At 40.4% G+C, this 15,526-nt stretch carries 16 protein-coding genes and 1 riboswitch; of the genes, 11 read left to right on the top strand and 5 right to left on the bottom strand.

The window, feature by feature from the left end:
- Nucleotides 1–2,189, bottom strand: a 2,189-nt coding sequence (locus tag EWV66_RS15770) for a tetratricopeptide repeat protein (protein ID WP_287109043.1), incomplete at its 3' end; no start/stop codon positions are given.
- Nucleotides 2,158–3,579 (bottom strand): hypothetical protein, encoded by a 1,422-nt coding sequence (locus EWV66_RS15765; RefSeq protein WP_287116008.1) that lies wholly within the window; start codon nucleotides 3,577–3,579, stop codon nucleotides 2,158–2,160. The genes EWV66_RS15765 and EWV66_RS15770, both read right to left, overlap by 32 nt.
- Nucleotides 3,580–3,812: 233 nt before the next feature.
- Nucleotides 3,813–3,946, top strand: a riboswitch (guanidine-I (ykkC/yxkD leader).
- A 68-nt stretch (nucleotides 3,947–4,014) separates the two neighbouring features.
- On the opposite strand from EWV66_RS15765, the gene EWV66_RS15760 reads away from it, so the two are divergent.
- The 10 genes from EWV66_RS15760 to EWV66_RS15715 all read left to right on the top strand — a co-directional run bounded on the left by EWV66_RS15760 (nucleotide 4,015) and on the right by EWV66_RS15715 (nucleotide 12,741).
- Complete coding sequence (locus EWV66_RS15760; RefSeq protein WP_185237135.1) at nucleotides 4,015–5,193, top strand: agmatinase family protein; 1,179 nt, start codon at nucleotides 4,015–4,017, stop codon at nucleotides 5,191–5,193.
- A gap of 6 nt (nucleotides 5,194–5,199) precedes the next feature.
- Nucleotides 5,200–5,556, top strand: a complete 357-nt coding sequence (gene hypA, locus EWV66_RS15755; RefSeq protein WP_036402098.1) for a hydrogenase maturation nickel metallochaperone HypA — start codon at nucleotides 5,200–5,202, stop codon at nucleotides 5,554–5,556.
- Nucleotides 5,557–5,614: 58 nt separating this feature from the next.
- The gene (gene hypB, locus EWV66_RS15750; RefSeq protein ID WP_072926033.1) at nucleotides 5,615–6,304 is read left to right on the top strand and encodes a hydrogenase nickel incorporation protein HypB; all 690 of its coding nucleotides are present in this window, start codon (nucleotides 5,615–5,617) and stop codon (nucleotides 6,302–6,304) included.
- 63 nt (nucleotides 6,305–6,367) lie between these two features.
- On the top strand, nucleotides 6,368–7,408 hold the full coding sequence (locus EWV66_RS15745) for an ABC transporter substrate-binding protein (protein WP_052277857.1): 1,041 nt from the start codon (nucleotides 6,368–6,370) through the stop codon (nucleotides 7,406–7,408).
- A gap of 86 nt (nucleotides 7,409–7,494) precedes the next feature.
- Nucleotides 7,495–8,310, top strand: a complete 816-nt coding sequence (locus tag EWV66_RS15740; RefSeq protein WP_287109039.1) for an ABC transporter permease — start codon at nucleotides 7,495–7,497, stop codon at nucleotides 8,308–8,310.
- 70 nt (nucleotides 8,311–8,380) lie between these two features.
- Nucleotides 8,381–9,139, top strand: coding sequence for an ABC transporter ATP-binding protein (locus EWV66_RS15735; protein WP_052277856.1), 759 nt, complete (start codon nucleotides 8,381–8,383; stop codon nucleotides 9,137–9,139).
- Between the two features lie 267 nt (nucleotides 9,140–9,406).
- A complete protein-coding gene (locus EWV66_RS15730) occupies nucleotides 9,407–10,369 on the top strand; it encodes an orange carotenoid-binding protein (protein WP_002765486.1) in 963 nt (320 codons plus the stop codon).
- 229 nt (nucleotides 10,370–10,598) lie between these two features.
- A complete protein-coding gene (frp, locus tag EWV66_RS15725; protein ID WP_002746320.1) occupies nucleotides 10,599–10,925 on the top strand; it encodes a fluorescence recovery protein in 327 nt (108 codons plus the stop codon).
- Nucleotides 10,926–11,092: 167 nt separating this feature from the next.
- Nucleotides 11,093–11,608 carry an alpha/beta hydrolase gene (locus EWV66_RS15720; protein WP_072926031.1) on the top strand — a complete coding sequence of 172 codons (516 nt, stop codon included), beginning with the start codon at nucleotides 11,093–11,095 and terminating at the stop codon, nucleotides 11,606–11,608.
- 218 nt (nucleotides 11,609–11,826) lie between these two features.
- Complete coding sequence (locus EWV66_RS15715; protein ID WP_052277854.1) at nucleotides 11,827–12,741, top strand: DNA adenine methylase; 915 nt, start codon at nucleotides 11,827–11,829, stop codon at nucleotides 12,739–12,741.
- A gap of 230 nt (nucleotides 12,742–12,971) precedes the next feature.
- Here EWV66_RS15715 and EWV66_RS15710 read toward each other — a convergent pair whose 3' ends face one another.
- A complete protein-coding gene (locus tag EWV66_RS15710) occupies nucleotides 12,972–13,103 on the bottom strand; it encodes a hypothetical protein (RefSeq protein ID WP_287116006.1) in 132 nt (43 codons plus the stop codon).
- A 165-nt stretch (nucleotides 13,104–13,268) separates the two neighbouring features.
- Nucleotides 13,269–14,159 (bottom strand): formylglycine-generating enzyme family protein, encoded by an 891-nt coding sequence (locus EWV66_RS15705; protein ID WP_287109038.1) that lies wholly within the window; start codon nucleotides 14,157–14,159, stop codon nucleotides 13,269–13,271.
- A gap of 377 nt (nucleotides 14,160–14,536) precedes the next feature.
- On the opposite strand from EWV66_RS15705, the gene EWV66_RS15700 reads away from it, so the two are divergent.
- Nucleotides 14,537–14,809 (top strand): hypothetical protein, encoded by a 273-nt coding sequence (locus tag EWV66_RS15700; RefSeq protein WP_002791728.1) that lies wholly within the window; start codon nucleotides 14,537–14,539, stop codon nucleotides 14,807–14,809.
- A 136-nt stretch (nucleotides 14,810–14,945) separates the two neighbouring features.
- On the opposite strand, the gene EWV66_RS15695 is transcribed toward EWV66_RS15700, so the two are convergent.
- Nucleotides 14,946–15,233 (bottom strand): hypothetical protein, encoded by a 288-nt coding sequence (locus EWV66_RS15695; RefSeq protein ID WP_052277851.1) that lies wholly within the window; start codon nucleotides 15,231–15,233, stop codon nucleotides 14,946–14,948.
- Nucleotides 15,234–15,526: the final 293 nt, after the last annotated feature.

Genomic DNA, 15,526 nt, shown 5'->3' with positions numbered 1-15,526 from the left:
GGATGATTGTCTCCTAAGAGTCGTTTTCTCAAATCTAATGCTTCTAGATAGAGAGGTTCTGCTTCTGTGTACCTGCCTTGGGAATCGTACAATGCTGCTAAATTGTTGAGGGAAGTTGCCACATGGGGATGATTGTCTCCTAAGAGTTGTTTATACAAATCTAATGCTTCTAGATAGAGAGGTTCCGCTTCTTTGTACCTACCTTGGGAATAGTACAATAGTGCTAAATTGTTGAGGGAAGTTGCCACATCGGGATGATTGTCTCCTAAGAGTCGTTTATACAAATCTAATGCTTCTAGATAGAGAGGTTCTGCTTCTGTGTACCTGCCTTGGGATTCGTACAAGTGTGCTAAATTGTTGAGGGAAGTTGCCACATCGAGATGATTTTCTCCTAAGCGGGTTCGAGTTGCGGTTAAACAAGCTTGACAGTAAGGTTCAGCAATAGCATACAATCCTTGTCCGTTATAGTACCAAGCTAAACCCGTATAGGACGAAACTAAATCCTCATCAGCGATATATTGGGGATATTCCCTGACAGCTTGTTCAATATGGGGAATTAAGGGAGTCAGATTTTGAATAATATCTAGAGTAGGAGTTTGGGGGACTGTTCTCGATGTATCTGTCATCACCGTACAATAACGACTTTTTGCGGTATTGGCTATCTCGGAACCTTCTAATTTTTCCCGTAGATAAAGACGGATGAGGGGATGCAGTTGATACCATTGATTGCCTAAAGATTTCAGCAAATTAAGCTTAACCAAGCTATCGGTTAACCATTTTTCCATCTCGTCTTTAGCTTCATCAGAAAATAAACTGATGATTAAGTGCTTGGGAAAAGGTGCCGAAGCAAATAAACTGAGATAAAGAGCTAATTTTTGTTCTTCTGTTTCTAACAGTTGCCAACTGAGTTCCAGAATTGTTTTAATACTGCGGACTTCCTCCTTATCAGAGTTGAGATATTTTAAGCCTTTCTTCGGGAATTTTTCCTTGATATTTGCTAAAGTTTCAGTGGTTTCTTGTCTCAGAAAACTGCCTAGTAATTGTAATCCTAGAGGCAAATATCCTAAACACTGACAAAGTTGCTTGGCTGCCTCTAACTCCGCGGTTAGACGTTCTTTTCCTAAGTAGGTTTGCAGTAAATCTAAAGCTTGCGCTGCTGTGAGAACATCTAAGTTTATCGTTGATAGCGATACCCCTAAGTAACTAAAGCGAGTGGTAATCAAAACCCGAAAACGAGATTCTTTTCCCGGTGGTAGATAAGATTTAATTTGGTCGTAGTCACGCACATCATCAAAAATAATTAAAGCATTTCCCTCGGGCCAATTTTGCCAACAGTAACGCACTCGTTTACTTAGGGTTCCCTGATTGGGGATGTTTAAACCCAGGTATTCTCTGGCAAAAAATAAAATAGCTAAACCGGGGTCACTGTTAAGGACATTTATCCAACAAATACCCGCAGGATAATCCCCTTTATGTTGCCAAGCATACTGTAAAGCTAATTCAGTTTTTCCCGAACCTCCCATCCCACTTAAAACCACTGGAGAAGATTGCTGAAAAGCTTGATTAATCTGGGATAATTCCTGTTCTCTACCAACAAAGTTAACTGCTGTTCCTGGTAAATTATAGGGATCATGAACGGTATTTTTATCGGTAAATAGCTGATTATAGTTGGTAGCTTGGGTTGAATTTTCTGTTAAAAATAACCGCAGGAAAAACCAAGAATTTAAATCTGGCATATACCGAATAACTTTGTTAGTAAAATCATGATTCATCCACCAAATTTGTCGGAGATTAAAGCGAGCTAAATTTTCTCGATTGAAATTAATTAATTTCAAGGCATCTACTAGGGAAACATCAGAACTAAAAGCGGTTTCAAAACCAGTAATTGATACTACTCCCGACTCCAATTCTGCCAATTGTGTTAACAAGAAGTTCAAGACAAAAGAAGGTTTTTCCCATATTGGTAAGACAATTTTATAAAAAATAATGCCTTGTTCTTGCAGTTTATTCTCTAATTCTCTAACTACTTGCTGACGGGAAAACTCATCATAAAATTCCACCCTAGCTAAACCTCTAGATGGTCTTCGTCCCCATAATAGCAAACGAGCTGCTGTATGGGAAATAGTACCCGGTTCTAACTCCGATTGATTAGTTTGATTAACTTGATGTACCACCGGGGACACCTCCATCGGGAGCAGTAGGAATACGACCTTGAGCATTTAAAATATCAACCACAAGGGGATGCACCATAAAGCATCTTTCCCCGTCTCCATCTACTTCTTGAATCGCACGATCATTTAATAAAGCGTATAATATCTCATTGGGAATTTGTGCTTCTGGATTAGCATCATAAATTCGTTTTAACAATAATACCTTATCCCCATAACTAACATGATCGGTATCATAAGGATTTTGGCCTAAACGTCTTTTATATTCTGTTCTTAAACTGCGAATTGCCCTGCTAATATGACTAGACATGATCAGATTTTGTTGATTGACAATTGCCTCATCAGAAGCTTCTCTAACTAAATAAAATAAATCTCTGATATTGCCACCAGATGCAATAATAACCCGCTCTATTTGTCCATCTTCAAATAAATTAGATTTAATTCTTGCTTCTAAAACTTTTCTCACTGCTTCCCGTCCTTTTTGGTTAGGAGTATGATCTTTTTGGCAAAAAACTGGAGTATCGGGAATTAGGAGATTATGGCCAAAAGTGAGGTTAATCCCGGGAGATGAATTATATAATCCAATCGGAATATTAAAAATAATGTGAATGTCTAAATCTTTGAAAATGTTAGAATAGTTTAAAAATAAATCCCTGACCGCTTCTTGTGAAACACCAGCTTTATCGAAGTCCTCTCCAATAATTAACCAGCTTCTCTGCATAGTTTCCTGTAAGTTCTGATCACATTCTTTTAGGAGTTGATTAGCAATATTAATTAAATCTCTGGAACGGGAAAGACGGTATTCAACAACTTTTTTCTCTCGCGAGGAAGCAAACCGGAATTCTCCCTTGAGAGAGGCAAAAAGTCCGAGAATTTTATTCCAGAAAGAATCTTCCTTTACTCCCGCTCCTGCTTCCGTTTTGATTTGACTTTCTCTGGTTTCCTTGCGGGTAAATTCTTCAGAACTAAACCAATCCCAAAGCTTTTGTAAATTTTCATCACTGGGTTGTCGAGAAATTTTAGCGGTTTTCTCAACAATTTCCACCACCATAAAGAGAAACACATCAAGGGGACTGAAATTAATCGCATCGAGTTCACTTAAAACACTAAATCGCAGGGGTTCAAAATGCTGTTTAATCTCAGGATCATTAATTAAACGAGTTAATTCTGTCGATTTGCCTACCCCCGTGTGTCCCATTAAACAGGCTTTGTAATATTGTTGCGTATCTATGACCCGTTTTAACCCTAATTTTAGACGCTGAATTTTATCTTCCCCTCTCACCTTATTCATTTCTTCTCGATAAAAAGCATCTATTTCCTTCTGAGTTAATAGGGGTTCAGGAGATATAGTTAAATAGATTTCATCAAGAGTAGTCGCCGGTTCAAAGCGAGTCAGAGAGGGGTGTTGCATAGAGACAGGAAAAATCATTCTCTGGAGATACTTTTTATTATATAAGTAGCTGGTTATAATTAAATTAAAAATGGATTTTAGGTTCGATCCCCCCTTAATCCCCCCTTAATAAGGGGGGCATCTGAAAGTTTTTAATACCCACCTAATTATTCAGCAAACCATATCCAAGCGGGAAAAATCAGCTTTCTGTAGTCTGTGATACCATTTGTTGGATTGAGATCGTCTAAGGTCAGAGAAACTGCTTCTAGGGTTCCGATTTAAGCGTCCTTAAATGTCAAGTCCGAGAGGAGCAAGCTAGTCTTAAATGAGCGGATCAAAAATTTTTCCGTCTAAGCTGGCTACACGGCGGGATAAAAGCCCGGGAGACTTTAAGGATAACTGTTTTGAGGCAGTGTCTTTGAAGACTCCCGGGTTATTGTATTTTGAGGTGAAATGATGTCCGAGGAATCTACTTTTCAACCCCCGCGTTTAACCGAAGCTGAACAGGCCCTAGAAAAAGAACGCCATTTGCCCCTAACCGGTTGGCAACAGGAAGTTTCTCAGGGGTTAACCTACGGTTTAGAGGCGGCCGATAGTATTCGCGATCGCAGTATTCCCACCTTTTCCAGGGGTGAGTTACCCCACTATGCGGGAATTAACACCTTTATGAAGGCTCCCTATTTGGAAGATGTGCGGAATGTGGGCAATTATGACGTGGCAATCGTGGGAGTTCCCCATGATTCGGGGACAACTTACCGACCCGGAACTCGTTTTGGTCCCCAGGGAATTCGGCGGATTTCGGCCCTTTATACGCCCTACAATTTTGAATTAGGGGTAGATCTGCGGGAACAAATTACTCTCTGTGATCTGGGGGATATTTTCACCATTCCTGCTAATAATGAAAAGTCCTTCGATCAAATCTCGAAGGGGGTTGCCCATGTCTTTAGTTCCGGCGCATTGCCGATTATTTTAGGGGGTGATCATTCTATTGGTTTTCCGACGGTGCGGGGTATTTGTCGGCATTTAGGGGATAAAAAAGTCGGTATTATTCACTTTGATCGCCATGTGGATACCCAGGAAACAGATTTAGATGAACGGATGCACACTTGCCCCTGGTTTCATGCCACCAATATGAAAAATGCTCCTGCTAAAAATCTCGTCCAATTAGGGATTGGTGGTTGGCAAGTTCCCCGTCAAGGTGTTAAAGTTTGCCGCGAGCGGGCCACTAATATTTTGACCGTCACCGACATTGTGGAACGAGGCATTGATGCCGCCGCCGAATTTGCCTTAGAACGAGCTTTAGATGGTACGGATTGCGTTTGGATCAGTTTTGATATTGATTGCATTGATGCTGGTTTTGTCCCCGGCACGGGTTGGCCGGAACCTGGCGGTTTATTACCCCGTGAAGCCTTAGCTTTATTAGGTAAAATTATCCAAAAAGCTCCCATTTGTGGCATGGAAGTGGTGGAAGTTTCCCCTCCCTACGATATTAGTGATATGACCTCTTTAATGGCTACCCGTGTTATTTGTGATGCCATGGCTCATCTGGTGATTTCAGGTCAATTACCGCGTAAAGAAAAGCCCTATTATATTCATCCTGAGGCCAATCTGGCCGTTGACGAACCCTGGCAGTAATTTCCTATGCACGAAACTGATATGACCAAGGCGTTAATTATGACAGTTCGAGATTGGTATGATAGCCAACCTGAAAAGCTCAAAATTGAAAAAATTCATCTCATGGTTGGTGAATTTACCTGTGTCGAACCGGTCAGTTTACAATTTGCCTTTGAAGTTCAAACTGCCAATACTTTTCTTGCCGGCGTGGAATTAGCTATTAAAAATATTCCCCTAATTGCTTATTGTCATTGCTGCCAAAAAGATTATCAACCCCAAATTGGCCAGCAATATTCCTGCCCAACTTGTCGATCACCGATGGAGGATATTCGTTCAGGTCGAGAGTTAAAAATTGACCACATTGAATATTCTTTAGATTTTTAAACAAAGTTGGGCGATCGCTTATAAAAGTTCGATGATCAATTATTCATTCTCAATTAAAATGCACCAAACTTTTGACGCGGCCCTAGAAATTAATCTACTTCATGCCAATCAAGCAGGAGCCGATCACAACCGGGAACATTTTGACGAGTGGGGTATTACCTGTTTAAACCTGATGAGTAGTCCTGGTGCGGGTAAAACTGTGTTATTGGAAAAAACCCTCGCAGCCTTAAAAGATCAATTAAAAATGGCTGTTATTGAAGGTGATATGACTACAGAACTAGATGCAGAGCGCCTGAGACAATATGGAGTTCCCGTGATTGCCATTAATACGGGTCGCTCCTGTCACTTAGATTCCAAAATGGTAGCTGGGGGAATTCATCGTTTTAAAGAAGATTACAACCCGAAAGAGTTTGATTTATTGTTGGTGGAAAATGTGGGAAATTTAGTTTGTCCCGCCGAATTTGAGGTAGGGGAACACGCAAAAGTTGCTCTATTAAGTATTACTGAAGGAGAAGATAAACCCCTCAAATATCCAATTATGTTTCAAGAGGCGGATTGTCTGATTATTACCAAATTAGATCTGGCTCCTTATTTAGAGATTGATTTAAAAAGTTTAGAGGCAAATGTTCGTTCTATGAATCCCGATGTAACCATTATTGCTCTTTCTGCTCAAACAGGAGAAGGTTTAGAAGAGTGGTTAAATTGGCTAAAAAGCCAAGTCCATAGGCCGAAGTTTTTGAATTGTTAATCAGTAACAGTTTTTGAGATTTATTTCTGCTTTACTAGCTGTCATCTCTCAAGGCTATTACCTATGAAACGGCGCAATTTTTTCTCCTTACCTCTCGTTTTTTTTAGTAGCTTACTCCTAACCATTAGTTGTAATCAAGCTCCTCAGCAAACCCCCAATGCAAGTAGTTCTCTAAATAATACTACCCCCATTGTCATTGGTTATAGTAATTGGGCCGGTTGGTGGCCCTGGGCGATCGCTGAAGAAGAGGGATTATTTGCTAAAAATGGGGCTAATGTTCAAATGAAATGGTTTGATGGTTATCTTGAATCCTTGCAAGCTTTAGCTGCCGGACAATTAGATGGAAATAGTCAAACTCTCAACGATACAATCGCTTTTGCGGGAGATGCAGTGAATGGTCAAGTTGCTGTTTTAGTCAATGATAACTCGTCAGGAAATGACAAAGTTATTGTCACAGAAGAGATTAAAACGATTCAAGATTTAAAAGGCAAAAAAGTTGCTGTTGAAGAAGGTGTTGTCGGTGACTTTCTCCTCAGTTTAGCCCTAGAAAAAGAAGGAATGAGCCGTAAAGATGTGCAAATTGTCCCCATGGAAACAGGGGCTGCTGCCGCCGCTTTTGCATCGGGAAAAGTGGATGCAGTGGCCGCTTTTCCACCCTTTTGGTCAACCGCCCTTAAACGAAAAGGTTCCAAAGAATTAATTAGTTCTAAAGCTTTTCCCGGTGCTATTCCTGATTTATTAGTTGTCAGTGCCAAATTAATCAAAGAAAAGCCAGAACAGGTTCAGGCTCTTGTCAAAACCTGGTTTGATGTTCGAGAGTTTATGACTAAAAATCCCCAAAAAGCCGATGAGATTATGGCCAAGCGTGCGGGCATTAGTCCAGAAGAATTAGCCCTATATAAAGAGGGAACGAAGTTTTTTACTTTAGAAGAAAACCTAGAAGCGTTTAGTCCGGGGAAAACCATGAAAAATATGCCCTTTGCCGCTCAAAAAATGGCTGATTTTATGATGGAAGTTGGCTTTATTAAAAAAGTCCCCGATCTAACAACTATTCTAGATTCCCAATTTGTCAAGGCCTTGGCAAATCAAGACAAAAACTCCTAATTATTCCCTCGATCATTGACTGCAAGAATTGTTTGATAACTGGGTGATATTGGCTATCAAAATTATTCTTTTCTTTGGCAAATCCCATGACCACAACACCTAAAACGCTTCCTCAAAGCACTTTTTGGCGGATTACCGAGGATATTCCCGAATCCCTAAAGTGGACTTTAATGGTTTCCTCTATTATTGTCCCGCTTATTTTATGGTTACTAATCTCTAGTTTTGCGGGCATTGAATCTGTATTTTTACCCTCTCCTTTAGCCGTTATTCAGGCCTTAGGAAAATTAGCAGAACAGGGCTTTTTAATTCAAGATACTATTACCAGTTTTTTACGAGTAGTTGGCGGCTTTTTTTTGGGAGGATTGTTTGCTATTCCCCTCGGCATTTTAATGGGAACTTTTCCCAGTATTCGCAGTTTAATGGAACCGATTATTGGCGTTGTCCGTTATATGCCCGCTCCTGCTTTTATTCCCCTATTGGTTATTTATTTGGGTATTGGAGAAACGTCAAAGATCATGCTGATTTTTATCGGGACAATTTTCTTTAATACTCTGATGATTATGGATGCAGTTAAGTTTATTCCCCGGGAATTAATCGAAGTAACTTATACTCTTGGAGGAACTCGAAAACAGGTTTTATTTAAAGTGATTACTCCCTATATTATTCCTAATATTATCGATACTTTTCGTGTTAATATGGCGGCGGCGTGGAATTTGGTAGTGGTAGCGGAATTGGTAGCGGCGGATAATGGATTAGGCAAACGCATTTTATTGGCTCAGAAATTTCTGAGAACCGATGAAATTTTTGCCTGTTTAATTGTCCTGGGAATTATTGGCTTTGCCCTAGATTTAAGTTTTCGTTTGCTTTTGCATTGGACTTGTAAATGGTCAATTACTCGTTGATTTAAAAACTCAAGCACAGAGTTTATTATGTCACCAGTAAAGTTATTTTAATGATAAGAGAAGAACCTTAATGCACTTAGAAATTACTCAACTCAATAAAATTTTCACCACTAAACGAGGTGCTGTAGTCGCTCTGAAAGATATTAATTTACACGTTGACAGTGCTGAATTTGTCTGTGCGGTCGGGGCTTCTGGTTCGGGAAAATCGACTTTGTTGCGAATGATTGCGGGTTTAGAACTGCCCACTTCCGGCAAAATTACCGTTGATGGTGTTGAAGTGACAGGGCCAGGAGCCGATCGCGGCATGGTTTTTCAAAATTATACACTCTATCCCTGGATGACGATCCAAAAAAATGTTGAATTTGGCTTAAAACTACAGGGATTATCGACAAAAGAATGCTGGGAAGTGGCCTGTTATTATCTGGATATTGTCGGTTTAACCCAATTTGCTAATGCTTACCCTAGAGAACTATCGGGTGGGATGAAACAACGGGTTGCGATCGCCCGCTCTCTTGCTTGTCATCCCAAAGTTTTATTAATGGACGAACCTTTTGCCGCTTTAGATGTACAAACCAAAGAAAGAATGCACGAATATTTAATTGAAATTTGGCAAAAAATTAGGTGTAGTATTTTAATGATTACCCATGATGTGGATGAAGCGGTTTTTTTGGCGCAACGTATTTATGTTTTGAGTGCTAGGCCAGGGACTATACAACGGGAATTAACAATTAATTTACCCGCAGATCGTAATTATAAAATTAAACGACAATCTCAGTTTTATGACTATACGGATCAAATTTATGGCCTACTACGGGGTGAGAAATCCTAGAAAAAACTAGGAAGCATCAAGAGTAGTCACGGATTGAAAACGAGTTAGAGCAGCAAAAATCATCCTCAAACAGCGATCGCTCGATGCTGCAAACCCTAGATAAATGATGGAACAGTTGTTCAACCATTAAGATTTGGTGATAATACCGGGTAAGTGTGATCTAAAGTACAGCTTTTTTGGGAAATTTTCTCCATCGGTGCTGCCTTGGGTCGCCAATATGATAGAATGTCAGTAAATTGATACAAAACTTTACTTCAAGGTGAATCTATGCCGTTTACGATCGAATCAGCGCGGAGCATTTTCCCCAACACGCTATCAGCGGATGTGGTTCCTGCCACGATTGCGCGTTTCAATCAGCTGAATACCGAAGATCAACTAGCCTTGATTTGGTTTGCCTACCTAGAAATGGGCAAAACCATCACCGTTGCCGCCCCCGGCGCTGCTAGTATGGTGTTTGCCGAAAAAACCATGAATGAAATTCGGCAGATGTCACCCTTGCAACAATCGCAGGTGATGTGCGACTTAGCTAACCATGCTGACACCCCGGTTTGTCGCACCTACAGCACTTGGTCTGCTAATATCAAACTGGGATTCTGGTATCAATTAGGACAATGGATGGAAGATGGCAGTGTTGCCCCAATTCCCAAGGGTTATGAACTATCTGCTAATGCCAGCGCCGTTTTAGACGGGATTAAAAAATTAGAGTCGGGACAACAAATCACCGTTCTGCGGAATTGTGTGGTGGATATGGGCTATGATCCCAAGAAACTGGGCGATTATAACCGTATTTCCGAACCCGTGGTTCCTCCCCAAAATATTGCCGAACGGACTAAAGTTAGCATTGAAGGCGTTACCAATGCCACCGTCCTCAACTACATGGACAACCTCAACGCTAACGACTTTGATGTATTAATTGAATTATTCACCCCTGACGGCGCTCTACAACCACCTTTCCAACGTCCCATCGTCGGTAAAGAGGCAGTATATCGCTTTTTCCGCGAAGAATGCCAAAATTTGAAATTAATCCCCGAACGCGGTGTGGTGGAACCCGCCGATGACGGTTTTACTCAGATTAAAGTGACGGGAAAAGTACAAACTCCTTGGTTTGGTGCAGGTGTGGGTATGAATATGGCATGGCGCTTCCTCCTAACTCCTGATAATAAAATTTTCTTCGTAGCGATCGACTTATTAGCTTCTCCGAAAGAATTATTAAACTTTGCCCGTGGCTAAATAGCTACTGAGAGAAATCATTAAAAATTCTGATGAAATTTATTAGAGTTCCTTGTCAAGTGAACTCTTTTTTTTATACAATTAAAAGGCTGACTTAAAAAAATTGGTAAATACACCGGTTTCTTCTCCGATCTAGGTAAGAATAACTAAACATCATTCTTAACAGGTGTCGGCGAAAAGAGTCGAGGTAGTTCAAAAATCCAAAATTATCATCCCTAAAACTAAAATCATGCCTATGAGTGAAATAATTTGGTCAGATACCGAACAAGAAATTGCTCAAACTGCTTTCCAAAAAGCCTATCAGCGCGAAACTAGCACTTTAATAGAACATATTAAAGAACAGTCTGGTCAGATCACGGTTTTAGATGATATCTGGCAAATGCACGATTATCTAAGCGCCCGACGACATCAGATTGATGGTAAATATGACTATCGCTATACTTCCCTAATTTTTGTCTTTGCTCAACTATTAAAGGAAGGATGGTTGAAGCTAGAAGATCTCAACGGTTTGGAAAAAGATAAACTAGCGAAAATCGCTGCTCTCTCGCGAATGTAAATTAATGATTAGCATTAAGCTATCAGCTTTCTGCCCCTTGTTGGGTGACTAAAAAATTCATCTCTAGATAATCAACTCCGTCTTAAGTTTTTCCTAAGCGGCAACCAATTCCGCTAGAATGAGTCAATCATCCCGATCGCTTTTCGCTTGTTTTGCACCTTTGGTTTATGTTCAAAAATCTTTTACTTCCCCTAGGAATATCTATCTTTCTCGGTGTTTGTCAATCTTTGTCAGCCGCCGAATCAGCTATCATCAAATACTACATCTTCCAAGGGTCCGTATCGGTATCAGAATTAAAGCAATTGAGCGAAACAGGCGAATTAGCCCCCGCTTTAGCGGCACAATTAAAGATGGCTAACCAAAAACCCGAAGAATTCCGTAAAATCCTTAATCGTCGCGTAGCGGTGGATGCCGTCTTTCTTTCCAAATTTCTTAATAGTTTTTTTGGCGAAAGTTTGCTAGATTATGCCGCCGAAATTGTCCATACACCCAATCGGGCTGCTAGTCGGCAAGCTTTACGGGGTTCCCTAGTCACTTCTGCCATTAATGATAACGAGATTCAAATCATCGAAGTCCTCGCTAATTATCCCACCAGCGAGGTTCATGTGGATGGCAATCGTCTGCTGGATTTAATCAACCAAATTGAATCAGTATTGAAAAAAATGCCCCGTTTACCTTTCTGATATCTAATAGATAAGTAGGTAGGTGTTAAAAATTTTCCGATACCCCCCTTATTAAGGGGGGTAGGGGGGATCAAACCCAAAATCTATCTTCAATTTAATTATAATCAGTTACTTATATTGGATATTCAGATGCGTTAGCCCAGCGTAACCCATTCTCTGATCAGGTTTTCATGAATTGCGCTGTAAATTGAATAGATTAGGATAATCTAGTAATAATAATGACTACTTCTTTGTCTGAAAGGAAAACAGTTAGCGGCAAACCTTTTTTAAAGTGGGCGGGAGGCAAAACTCAACTGGTTCCTAATATTCTATCTTTGATTAATTCCCAGATTTCTCAAGATTGTCAGTTTAACTACATTGAACCTTTTGTCGGAGGTGGGGCAGTTTTATTCTCAGTATTAAATAATCCCTATCCTGTTCAAAAAGTTATTATTAATGACATCAATCCTGATTTAATCATGGCTTATAATGTTATTAAAAATAATGTCAAAGAATTAATAGTAAAGCTTAAAAAAATCCAGCAGGATTTTTATGAACTTAAAAATCTAGAGGAACAACAAAAGTTTTTTTTAGATAAAAGAATAGAATTTAATTCTCGCAGCTGCGATGACTGTCTAGAAAAAACAGTTTTGTTATTATTTCTCAATAAAACTTGTTTTAATGGACTTTATAGAGTCAATAGCAAAGGACTTTTTAATGTCCCCTTTGGAAAATATGTCAAACCGTTGATCTGCAATGAAGAAAACTTATTAGCTGTCAATCATCATTTACAGAAAGTGACGATCCTACAAGGAGATTTTGTCCAAACTCTAAATTATGCCAATAACAAGACTTTATTTTATTTTGATCCTCCCTATAAACCGATTAAAAAAACATCAGCTTTTACCTCTTATACTAAAGAAGATTTTAACGATGAGGAGCAAATAAGATTAAAACAATTTATCGATCGAGTGGATCAGGCTGGTTATAAATTTATCTTAAGTAATTCCGACCTTAAAAACTTTGACTCTGACAATAATTTTTTTGATGACCTATATAAAAACTATAATATTCAAAGGGTAAAAGCCCGAAGAAATATTAATTCCCAGGGCAATAATAGGGGAGAAATTTGGGAATTACTGATCAATAATTAGGGTTTGCGGCAAAAAGTTTTTCCCGGGGGCAGGGTGTGGGGTGTGGGGTGTGGGAATTATGAATTATGAATTATGAATTATGAATTTGGGTGTGGGGTTTTGTCGATTTTTAGGTGGCCAATTACCTAATTTTCAGGGAAAAAGTGCCTAAATTTCTCCCCGATCACTCCAATAGTTGACACTTTTTGAGAAAAAAAGTCTAAAAGTCTTACCCAACAAGGTTTTTAGATTTATTCAGCCAGTCCTAAGTAGGGCTGGCTGAATAAATGTGAAATGTAGGCAAGGTAAGGGTTTTGTGGCTTTTCTTGTGAAACAGGTGCCAGATTTTCAGAGAATCGTGCTTCCAAACCTTGCGTCTTCATCGGCCCGCGTCCTGTAGGGGCGAAGCATTCGGATAGAAAATCTACGGTTTCACCGATAGGTTATTGCCCGAATGCTTCGCCCGTACTTTTTCAGCAAACCCTAAGTAGGTAGGCGTTAAAAATTATCAGATGTGAGGGTAAAAAGGGAAAAAAAGAGAAAAAGGGTTACAGAGTCCTCCCAGCACCGCACACCACCCGAAAACCGTAGTAGTTGCCGCTGCCGCGGCGGTTGGCGTTGACGCGGCAAGCGGAACGGCAGCCATCTGGATTGTAGTACCAAGAACCGCCCCGCAGTACTTTGGTAGTAGATTTGTTCTTGCTAATCCAAGCACTCCCATCAGTGGGTGCGCCTTGATAATTAGGGTGATAATCGTCCTCGCACCATTCCCAAACGTTTCCGTGCATATCGTACAGACCAAAGGCATTAGCTACCTTAAAATAGCCTACTGGTGTCGTCTGTTTTCGATCGATGCCTTTTGGTCCCCTTCCATAATTCCCTGGATAAACTTTTTGGTCTCTTTCCCAATCAGTTCCTCTGTAATTAGCCAAATCTGTGGTAATCGTCTCCCCAAAATGAAAAGCAGTTGTTGTCCCCGCTCTACAGGCATATTCCCATTCTGCCTCACTCGGTAGCCGATACTCCCGTTTTGTTTCCCTTGATAGTCGTTTACAGAATTCCCTTGCTTGCTCCCAGTTGACTTGTTCTACGGGTCTTGTCCATCTATCCTGCTCTTGATATGGCTCTTTGAAGTAGGAAGGCTCTAGTTCTAGATCGATGTCTATTTTAGCAGTTGCGGCGATCGCTTGCCACTGTGCTTGGGTGATGGGATAGCGTCCCATGAAAAAAGCTGAAATATTAACGGTGTGTTGAGGACTTTCTCTTTGGAAATAGTCTCGATCGTATTCTTTACAGAGTCTTTCTATTTCTTGATCTGGGGTTCCCATCTGGAAGGAACCGCTAGGGATAAGCATCATGTCGAGATTAATGCCTTCCCCTAAATTCTCGCTGTAATATTGTGCTTCTCGCTGCTGTCGGTGAATGATTAATTTAGTCATTTTTTCTGAAGCGGTTAAGTAGCTGGTTATAATTAAATTGAAGATAGATTTTGGGTTCGATCCCCCCCACCCCCCTTGATAAGGGTTGATAAGGGGGGCATCGATCCCCCCTACCCCCCTTGATAAGGGGGGCATCGATCCCCCCTACCCCCCTTGATAAGGGGGGCATCGATCCCCCCTACCCCCCTTGATAAGGGGGGCATCTGAAAGTTTTTAACACCTGCCTACTTAGGCGCATTAAAACAATTCGGTGGAGTCAAGAAAAAAATAGGCAACTTCAAGCAGGATAAGGACTAAAGTTTCCTCGGAACTCTTTCTTAAGACTATCATCCCTTCTAGAAAAGCAACTAAAAAATATCTCGGAGATAAAAATAATCATGACTAAGTTAACTCCTGAAGAAAAAGATATCCTCGAATCCTATAACAATGATGAGTGGGTTTCTGTGGCAACGCCGGCTAGAATGGCTGAGTTGAAGTCCTATGCTAAGGAGACGCTGACTCAAGATAAAAAAATTACTTTACTTCTGTCTTCCCTAGATTTGGAAGCGCTTCAAGCTAAGGCAATAGAGGAAGGTATTCCCTATCAAACACTTATCTCTAGCATTCTACACAAATATGTTACTGGTCGCCTCGTGGAAAGTTCGAGTTAGTTTTTGTTGTTGGTAAAATGAATCTTCCCAACTTAATAAGGGGAGTGTTGCTGAAGATAGATGTTTTTTACTTCCCGGTGATGGGAATCCTGAGAATCTATCAGTGCAACAATGAATCCTGTATCAGCAAGAGAATTCATTCTTTCCATGTCCATCCCGATCGAGGTTTAATGGCTGTTTCTAAAATTTCTTCCGCTCGCTCCGAAAAATTAGGAATTACACCAGAACACATTCCTATAATTGGATCATCTTCTAAATAAGTGTTTGTTGAAGCTGGAGATTCTAGGGCAGAATCTATATTTTTTGAGGTTTCTGGTAAATGGCTTTCTAAACTTTCGATCAGCTTTTCTACAACGAGAAGTTTTTCAAAACTCAGCCGATCAATTTGGTTGATTAGTTTTTGCCGCAATTCGATCGATGTCATTGTCCTGTCTCCTGTTTTTTTAAGATGAGAAAAGGCAACACCCCCCTTATCAAGGGGGGCAGGGGGGATCGAACCTTATCAAGGGGGGCAGGGGGGATCGACACCCCCCTTATCAAGGGGGGCAGGGGGGATCGAACCTAAAATCCATTTTTAATTTAATTATAACCAACTACTTAGGGCTTGCTGAATAAATGTGAAATGTAGGCAAAGTAAGGGTTTTGGGGCTTTTCTCGCTCCCACAGGTGCAAGATTTTGAGAGAATCGTCGTTCAAAACCTCGCGTCTTCATCGGCC

Origin of the sequence: Microcystis sp. M_OC_Ca_00000000_C217Col (genome assembly GCF_007095585.1) — a bacterium.
Taxonomy (GTDB): domain Bacteria; phylum Cyanobacteriota; class Cyanobacteriia; order Cyanobacteriales; family Microcystaceae; genus Microcystis; species Microcystis panniformis.
Note: the sequence above shows the minus strand (reverse complement) of the source record. Positions and strands in the feature narration are given on the sequence as shown.

Bases quoted from the DNA above. Each gene is read 5' to 3' on its own strand.
- EWV66_RS15765 (WP_287116008.1), bottom strand. From the start codon at position 3,579: ATGCAACACCCCTCTCTGACTCGCTTTGAACCGGCGACTACTCTTGAT.
- EWV66_RS15760 (WP_185237135.1), top strand. From the start codon at position 4,015: ATGTCCGAGGAATCTACTTTTCAACCCCCGCGTTTAACCGAAGCTGAA.
- hypA (WP_036402098.1), top strand. From the start codon at position 5,200: ATGCACGAAACTGATATGACCAAGGCGTTAATTATGACAGTTCGAGAT.
- hypB (WP_072926033.1), top strand. From the start codon at position 5,615: ATGCACCAAACTTTTGACGCGGCCCTAGAAATTAATCTACTTCATGCC.
- EWV66_RS15745 (WP_052277857.1), top strand. From the start codon at position 6,368: ATGAAACGGCGCAATTTTTTCTCCTTACCTCTCGTTTTTTTTAGTAGC.
- EWV66_RS15740 (WP_287109039.1), top strand. From the start codon at position 7,495: ATGACCACAACACCTAAAACGCTTCCTCAAAGCACTTTTTGGCGGATT.
- EWV66_RS15735 (WP_052277856.1), top strand. From the start codon at position 8,381: ATGCACTTAGAAATTACTCAACTCAATAAAATTTTCACCACTAAACGA.
- EWV66_RS15730 (WP_002765486.1), top strand. From the start codon at position 9,407: ATGCCGTTTACGATCGAATCAGCGCGGAGCATTTTCCCCAACACGCTA.
- frp (WP_002746320.1), top strand. From the start codon at position 10,599: ATGCCTATGAGTGAAATAATTTGGTCAGATACCGAACAAGAAATTGCT.
- EWV66_RS15720 (WP_072926031.1), top strand. From the start codon at position 11,093: ATGTTCAAAAATCTTTTACTTCCCCTAGGAATATCTATCTTTCTCGGT.
- EWV66_RS15715 (WP_052277854.1), top strand. From the start codon at position 11,827: ATGACTACTTCTTTGTCTGAAAGGAAAACAGTTAGCGGCAAACCTTTT.
- EWV66_RS15710 (WP_287116006.1), bottom strand. From the start codon at position 13,103: ATGAAGACGCAAGGTTTGGAAGCACGATTCTCTGAAAATCTGGCACCT.
- EWV66_RS15705 (WP_287109038.1), bottom strand. From the start codon at position 14,159: ATGACTAAATTAATCATTCACCGACAGCAGCGAGAAGCACAATATTAC.
- EWV66_RS15700 (WP_002791728.1), top strand. From the start codon at position 14,537: ATGACTAAGTTAACTCCTGAAGAAAAAGATATCCTCGAATCCTATAAC.
- EWV66_RS15695 (WP_052277851.1), bottom strand. From the start codon at position 15,233: ATGACATCGATCGAATTGCGGCAAAAACTAATCAACCAAATTGATCGG.